The organism is Lacisediminimonas sp., assembly GCF_030645335.1.
Lineage (GTDB): Bacteria > Pseudomonadota > Gammaproteobacteria > Burkholderiales > Burkholderiaceae_D > Lacisediminimonas.
Window position 1 is genome coordinate 20682 of record NZ_JAUSNH010000105.1, and the last position, 7302, is coordinate 27983.

9 protein-coding genes are annotated in these 7302 nt (G+C 59.3%); 4 read left to right on the top strand and 5 right to left on the bottom strand.

Features of this window, described 5'->3' with window-relative positions:
* Window positions 1–168 precede the first annotated feature (168 nt).
* Entirely contained in the window at window positions 169–2085 is a 1917-nt protein-coding gene (locus Q7T64_RS07445) for an AAA family ATPase (RefSeq protein WP_304793645.1), read from the bottom strand.
* A 224-nt stretch (window positions 2086–2309) separates the two neighbouring features.
* Here Q7T64_RS07445 and Q7T64_RS07450 point away from each other — a divergent pair, with 224 nt between their 5' ends.
* Genes Q7T64_RS07450 through Q7T64_RS07465 form a run of 4 tightly spaced genes read left to right on the top strand, consistent with a single transcriptional unit; the run spans window position 2310 to window position 3769 of the window.
* Window positions 2310–2624, top strand: a complete 315-nt coding sequence (locus Q7T64_RS07450; protein WP_304793648.1) for a metalloregulator ArsR/SmtB family transcription factor — start codon at window positions 2310–2312, stop codon at window positions 2622–2624.
* Window positions 2625–2641: 17 nt separating this feature from the next.
* Window positions 2642–3076 (top strand): YeeE/YedE family protein, encoded by a 435-nt coding sequence (locus Q7T64_RS07455; RefSeq protein ID WP_304793652.1) that lies wholly within the window; start codon window positions 2642–2644, stop codon window positions 3074–3076.
* A 1-nt stretch (window position 3077) separates the two neighbouring features.
* Window positions 3078–3521 carry a DUF6691 family protein gene (locus tag Q7T64_RS07460; RefSeq protein ID WP_304793655.1) on the top strand — a complete coding sequence of 148 codons (444 nt, stop codon included), beginning with the start codon at window positions 3078–3080 and terminating at the stop codon, window positions 3519–3521.
* A 41-nt stretch (window positions 3522–3562) separates the two neighbouring features.
* Complete coding sequence (locus Q7T64_RS07465; protein ID WP_304793657.1) at window positions 3563–3769, top strand: DUF6494 family protein; 207 nt, start codon at window positions 3563–3565, stop codon at window positions 3767–3769.
* Window positions 3770–3886: 117 nt separating this feature from the next.
* Here the strand turns inward: Q7T64_RS07465 and Q7T64_RS07470 are convergent, their stop codons facing one another.
* Genes Q7T64_RS07470 through Q7T64_RS07485 form a run of 4 tightly spaced genes read right to left on the bottom strand, consistent with a single transcriptional unit; the run spans window position 3887 to window position 7179 of the window.
* Window positions 3887–4687, bottom strand: coding sequence for an aspartate dehydrogenase (locus Q7T64_RS07470; protein WP_304793660.1), 801 nt, complete (start codon window positions 4685–4687; stop codon window positions 3887–3889).
* A gap of 4 nt (window positions 4688–4691) precedes the next feature.
* Window positions 4692–5411 (bottom strand): ABC transporter ATP-binding protein, encoded by a 720-nt coding sequence (locus Q7T64_RS07475; RefSeq protein WP_304793662.1) that lies wholly within the window; start codon window positions 5409–5411, stop codon window positions 4692–4694.
* Window positions 5411–6187 (bottom strand): ABC transporter ATP-binding protein, encoded by a 777-nt coding sequence (locus Q7T64_RS07480; protein WP_304793665.1) that lies wholly within the window; start codon window positions 6185–6187, stop codon window positions 5411–5413. The genes Q7T64_RS07475 and Q7T64_RS07480 overlap by 1 nt, the downstream gene beginning before the upstream one ends.
* The gene (locus Q7T64_RS07485) at window positions 6184–7179 is read right to left on the bottom strand and encodes a branched-chain amino acid ABC transporter permease (RefSeq protein WP_304793668.1); all 996 of its coding nucleotides are present in this window, start codon (window positions 7177–7179) and stop codon (window positions 6184–6186) included. The genes Q7T64_RS07480 and Q7T64_RS07485 overlap by 4 nt, the downstream gene beginning before the upstream one ends.
* Between the last annotated feature and the right edge of the window lie 123 nt (window positions 7180–7302).

The window sequence follows — 7302 nt, forward strand, 5'->3', positions numbered from 1 at the left end:
ATAGGAGCCTGCTTGCCCTGCCGGGTTCCGCGATCAGGCGCCGGCAATGACTTTTCTCGTCCGGATGCAGCGCTTGTGCGCGGGAGTGATCGCCTTGCATCAATAAAAACGGCACACTGGAAAGTGTGCCGCTGCAAGGCCAGATGATTTTTGCCTGGCTTGCGTGCCCTATGCAGCATCCAGCCGCGCCGGCCAAAAAGCCTCCAGCAACACGAATACTTCATCTTTCGACAGGACGTAGCGCTCCAGCAGCGTGGTCTTGATTACTTCGATTTGATGGCGGTAGAGCTTCATTGCTTCCAGCGTACGGGTATAAAGCTCATCGGCCTTGGTTTCCACCAACTTCACGCAATCCTCGCCGCTGCCCTCGCGCTTGAGCTGGGTATAGTCCAGCTTCGAGCGGGAGTACATCGACAGCCGGTTGACCATCAAGTCCAGCATCGATGTCGCCTTCTGGATGTCGTTCTGGCTGCCCACTGAAATCCCGCGCGCGCCGTAAAACATCTCTTCGGCCGCCACGCCGCCATAGAGCTGGATCACATCCTGCTCAAGCTCTTCCAGGGTACGCAGCGAGACATCGTCCGACGAGGACAGCACGTAGCCAAGCGCGCCCAGCTTGGCCACCGATTCGGTACTGATCTTCAGCAAGTTCGATTTCTCTTTCACCTCAGCAAGCGACATGCCGCTGCGCAGATGCGGGTCGATCTGCATGAAAAAATGTCCGAGTTCGTGCAGCGCAACCCGTTCGCGCTGCTTGTCCTTCTCGGACGTCGTTGCACGGTCGGTCAGGCCGATTGCGGTACGCTCGAATGCGCGAAACAGGATATCGGTGTCGATCAAGCGAGTTTCCTCGATCGCCAGCATGGAAGCGCGATCGACCACCATTTGCACCAGCGCCGGGCTCAGGTTGGCGGTCATTTCCGCGACGTCATCAAGCTTGAGATTATTCCAATCGACGCAACCATCATCCTTGCGCGACAGGAACACATGCAGCAGCTCGCGACGTTCCGCCTTGTTCGGCAGGCGGAAATTTATCTTCACCGAGAAGCGACGTAGCATCGCATCATCCATCTCGCTCGACGCATCGTCGAAGTTGGACGCAACCACCCAGATAACGCCTGCGCCCTCTGTCTTCTCGACACCATCGAGCAAGCTCAACAGGGTATTGGCAGTATCGTCCTCCCAGCGCTTTTCGCCCCGGCCGCGCGGCATGAACAGGCTCTGCGCCTCATCCAGGAAAACAATGCAGTCGCCCAACGCGCTGGCTTTCTTGTAAATCGCATTGAGCGCTTTCGAGCCGCCACCGACGTAGCCCGACTCCAGTGAAGAACCGGAGACCGCGATCAGGGGCATGTTCAATTTCTTGGCGAGATAGCCGGCCAGCTTGGTCTTGCCAGTTCCGGCCGGCCCGGTCAGCATGACATTGAACGGCTTGTCGATCTTGTGCGAGCGGTACACGCTGCGGTTCACGATCATTTGCTCGAGATGGGCGACTTCGCGCTTGATGTCCTCCATGCCGATCAGGTCATCCATGCTGCCGCGCAATTGCTCAGGCTTGGTCACGGTCGCTTTCGATGCCATGCCCGGCAGTCCGTTTTTCAACATGAACACCAGGAACGCAAGCATCACCAGTCCAATGGCATTGCGCGCCACGAATGTGCCCACTTCCGACAACCAGCCCTTGCTGGCGTCATCATCCAGCACTGCCCTGTGGCGGCTCAGGTATGCCTCCTGCGCGATGGCGAACGGAATGCCATTCTTCAGCAGCACCTCGCGTTCAAGGTTGCTGTGGGTCACGCTGGGTACCTTGACCACATTGATCTGCGGCGTGTCACGGTATTTGAAAATGTAGCGGGGAGAGTCCGAACCCGGCACCGCCAGCAACAGGTATTCAAGCCGGTCCCTGTTGGCAGGCAGCGCCATGATCTGGGCGATATCCTGGGACCGCACTACCGGCGTTGAGTCCTGGATGATGATCGGCCGCAACAATGCAACGAGTGCACCACCTGTGAGCAGGACGATCAGCGCGATGCGGACATAAAAATTCTGGCGTGAGGACTGGAGCAATTTCGAGAAATTGGGCATGTGTTTTTGATAAAGAAAGAGCGCAGGCGCGAGCTTGCCTGTCGTGAAGGACAATAGGGGAACAGCGATAGGACTGCGGCTGGGCGGATAAGTTGCCAGTGCCTAAGACTCTTTTATCGGCAAATCCGGCGGGCCGGTCCGCCCACCAACAAGCAAGGAAAAAACCGATTGACATCGATATACCAATCAATATAATATTTAAGAATATAATCATTGAGGGCACGATGAAAAACATCACGCTGGATATCGATCCGATGCGCGAGTCCGCAGCCGAAGCGACGACTGTCTTGCAGAATCTCGCCAATGCCAATCGTTTGCTGCTGTTATGCCAATTGACGCAGGGCGAAAGATCGGTCGGTGAACTTGAAGACTTGCTCGACATCCACCAGCCCACGCTGTCCCAGCAACTCGGTGTGTTACGCACAGATGGACTGGTGTCCACAAGACGCGACGGCAAGCAAATCTATTACTCACTGGCCGACGAGCGGGTGCGCGTCCTGCTCACCACGATTTACAAACTGTACTGCACCACTAAATAACAAATGAGGAGTCACACATGACTATCGACTGGATCAACTTCACACCTGTGCCATCGCTGTTGGGCGGCGCGCTGATCGGCCTTGGCGCCGCCATGCTGGCATTGCTGCTGGGGCGCATCGCCGGTATCAGTGGCATCGTGGCCGGTTTGCTCAAGCCATTCTCTGGCGACATCGGCTGGCGTATTGCCTTCGTGGCGGGCATGCTGCTTGCTCCGCTGGCCTATGTGCTGGTTACGCCGCTTCCGCCGATACGAATCGACGCCAGCTGGTCCCTGTTAGTGGTCGCTGGCCTCTTGGTCGGCGTAGGCACCCGTTACGGCTCCGGCTGCACCAGTGGCCATGCGGTTTGTGGCTTGTCGCGACTGTCACCGCGTTCGATGGTGGCAACGGCATCCTTCATGGCGTTCGGATTCCTGACCGTCTTCATCGTTCGTCACGTAATAGGAGGCTGAAATGGCAGCACTGATTGCAGCATTCGGCGCAGGACTGGTATTCGGCATTGGACTCATCATCGCCGGCATGGCGAACCCGGCCAAGGTATTGGCCTTCCTTGACCTCGGCGGTAGCTGGGACCCATCCCTGGCGTTCGTGATGGGCGGGGCGATTGCGGTGGGCGCGGTTGCTTTCATGTTTGCAAACCGACGCGCCCGCTCATGGCTTGGCCTGGCCATGCAGTTGCCTTCGGCGCGGCATCTCGACAAGCGGCTGGTCGGCGGCAACATACTGTTCGGTATTGGCTGGGGCCTGGCCGGCATCTGCCCCGGTCCGGCCTTGATCCTGGTCGGCGCCGGCATGACCGAAGGGGTGGTATTTGTGGCGGCAATGCTGGGCGGAATGATCCTGTTCGAACTGATTGAATACTGGCAACGCCCGGCACCATCCGCAGTCAAGCGATAGCGCGTTTGCGCGAACTGATTACCCACAGCAAGGAGAGCAAGATGAACGAAGAAACCTTCAACCTCAGCATGCGCAAATTCCTGAAAATGGTCGGCGTCAGTTCGCAAAACGAAATCGAAAAGGCGCTGGCGCGAGCGCTGGAAGAAAAACGCATCAGCGGCGACGCAGTCCTGCCCGCCACGATGACGCTGCAAATTGCGGGACTGTCACTGAAGGTGGATTTCAACGGCGAGATACGGCTCGCCTAGCGAGCGCGCCGCATTCACCGCAAGGCCGCGCCCTGGCTTGCTCAAAGCCAGGCAATTTGCACAGCGGCCCAGGCTGCGGCAATAAAAGCCCGCAGGCAAGGACTGCCCTGCACTCTGTCAGGCCACGACAATCGTATTGGTCAGGTTGACCAGGCTGCGTATGAGGCTATACGGCGCCAGCATCGATGTCTTGGGATTTTCTGGCAAGGTCTTGCCAAGGATAGTCACGTCGATTTCACCAAACAGGCCATTGGCCTGGATCCGATGGCGGTTGCCGGTAGCGCCGGGATCGGCGCGCAGGTGAACCACGGTGCGCTCGAATCCGATGCCAGCCAACGCAGTCGCCGCAGCAACGTTGGCATTTTGCGGGAACATCAGGGCTGCGCTGCGCGCGTCGCCGGTGTAGAACAGGGTCACCTCGGTCAAGCCGTCCAGATCGATCATGTCCTCGGCGGGCGTTCCCTTCCAGGCGCGCGGCGCCTTGTTCGACGTGTAGATCACCGATTCGAGTCCGGCAAAACGTGCCGCGCCGAGCACATCGAGACCACCCAATGCGCCGGCCGGTATGCGTACCTTGCCGCCACCCTGTGCCGCCGCCGCGCGCAAGGATTCTTCCAGGGCCTGATCGGCAAGCGCGCCGACCGATGCGACCAGCAGGTCGGCGCCCGCGCGCAACACGGCCGGTCCGCTCGCGTTCAGCCCGGCATGGCCAGCGCATTCAATCACCAGATCCGGCTGCAAGGCCATCAACTGATCCACCCCCGGCACCACGGCGATGCCAGGCAGCATGGCGCTGATCTCGGCTAGACGGTCAGCCCGGTCCATCACGCCGATCACGGACACCGCCGGCACATGTTCGCCGATCATTTTGTACAGGGTGTGGCCGATGGCACCAAATCCGATCAAAGCAATTCGCATGATCTCAGCCCCCCAGGTAAGCGTGCAGCAATTGCTCATCCTTGAGCAAGCTGGCCGAGTCGTTATGCGCCACGACATTTCCGGTCTCGAACACATAGGCACGCGAAGCAACGGCCAGCGCATGGTGGATATTCTGCTCGACCACGACCACGGTCACGCCCTGCGCATTGATTTCACGAACCACCTTGAATACCTCCACGACCATCATTGGCGACAAGCCCAGGCTGGGCTCGTCAAGCAGTAACAAGCGCGGCTGCGACATCAGCGCGCGCGCAATGGCGAGCATTTGCTGCTCGCCACCGGACAAGGTTCCCGCCAACTGCTTTTCGCGTTCCTGCAAGCGCGGAAAACGCTTGAAGGCCAGCGCCATGCGTTTTTCGACTTCCTGTTTTGATTTGCAGAGATAAGCGCCCAGCAGCAGGTTTTCATGCACGCTCATGTCAGGCCAGACATGGCGTTCCTCGGGACAATGGGCAATGCCCAGCCCGATCACCTGGTCGGCCGGCATGCCGCCAATGTCGCGCCCATCCCACAGGATGCGACCGGCAGACGGCTTTTGCAGTCCGGAAATCGCGCGCAGCGTGGTGCTCTTGCCAGCGCCGTTAGCGCCGATCAGCGCCACGATTTCGCCGGGCGCAACCTCCAGCGAGACGCCATGCAGCGCCTCGGTACGTCCATAACTTACCCGGACATCTTCCAGTTTCAGCAGCGCTTGGCCAGCCATCAGATACTCGCTTTACCCAAATATGCTTCGATTACCTGCGAATTACCCTGGATCTGCGCTGGCGTGCCTTCGGCCAGCTTCTCGCCGAAGTTCATCACGACCAGCCGATCAGACACGGCCATCACCAGCGACATATTGTGCTCGACCAGCAGGATGGCTTCGACCCGGGTCTCGCGTATTTTTTTCAGGATTTTACCGAATGCCATGGCTTCGCTGCTGTTGAGCCCTGCAGCGGGCTCGTCTAGCATCAGCACGGTCGGCTTGGCGGCCAATGCCACGGCCACCTCCAGCAGGCGCAGTTCGCCGCAGGACAACAGGCTGGCCGGCGCATTCATGCGGCTTTGCAGGCCCAGCATCTCGATGATTTCAGCGGCGCTCTCGCGCACCGACTTTTCGACTGCCGCCACCTTTTTACCGGGAAAAAACGTGCTCAACAACGATTGCCGCGCTTGCAGGTAGTGGCCGGCCAATACGTTTTCGAACACCGACAGCCGGCGCAGGATATTGGTCTTCTGGAAGCTGCGCACGATGCCGCCCTGCGCCACCGCAAAAGGCTTGGCGCCGGTAATGTCCCTTCCCTTGAAACTGACCCGACCTGCCGTCGGCGTATAAAAGCCGGTGATCAGGTTGAAGCAGGTTGTCTTGCCTGCCCCGTTCGGGCCGATCAGACCCAGGATTTCCCGGTCGGCCAGCGCGAAACTGATGTCATGCACAGCCCGGATGCCGCCGAACGATTTCGACAGGCCATCGACTGCCAGCAATGTTTGCGTACTCATGCCCGCCCCGCGTCATTTGCCGCCTGCACCGTGCCGGATGCTGGCTGATTGTCTTGCCCGAAGCGCTCGCGCCGCTGATGCAGGAAGCCCATCAGGCCATTGGGCATGAACAGCACGATCAGCATCACGATCACGCCAAAGATCGACATGCGCAATTCCTTGGCCTCGCGCAGATATTCTTCCAGCAAGGTGATCAGCACCGCGCCCACGACCGGGCCGACCAGCGTGCCCTTGCCGCCGACCAGCACCACGATGATCATCGTGATCATGAACGAAAACTTGAACACTTCGCTGCCAACGAAGGAAATGTAATGGGCGTAAAAGCCACCCGCCAGTCCCGCCAGCAGCGCGCCAAGCACGAAGGCCAGCATCGCATAGCTGAACGGGCGAATCCCCACGGACTGCGCGACATAGCGGTTCTCCCTGATCGCCACAGCGGCGCGACCGGCATTGGAATACACGAAGCGGTAAGCCACGAACATCGCGAACGCGAAAATCGCCAGCGCAACGTAGAAATAGAATTGCTTCGCGCCCAGGTTCGACGCCGTGGCCATCATGGCCGGCTGGGGCACGCCGGCAATGCCCATCGGCCCATTGGTCAGCCACACCCAGTTGTCGGCCACCAGGCGCAGCACTTCGGCAAACGCCAGCGTCACGATGACAAAGAACGGGCCCTGCAAGCGCAGCGTGACCGCGCCGATCAGGTAGCCGAAGATGGCCGAGATAATGCCCGCCAGCGGCACCGTCATCCACAGGGGCACACCGAAGCGCGAGGCCAGGATCGCAGCCGCATAAGCGCCAATGCCGAGGAATGCGGTATGGCCGAGCGAAAACTCGCCGACATAACCGACCACCATGTTCAGGCTGATGCCCAGGGTGGCGTAGAAAAGAATCAGGATGCCGATATGCATCAGGTACTGGTCCGTCACCAGGCCGCCGAGCAAGGCCGCGACACCGATGAAAGCGAATATGAAATAGCGTTCGAATTTCATTTTCTTACGCCCTCTCGCCGCGTTTGGAAAACAAGCCGTAAGGGCGGAATATCAGGATCAGGATCACCAGGATGAAGCCGATGATGTCCACCAGCCCGGTGGAGACATAGCCACCCCACATCT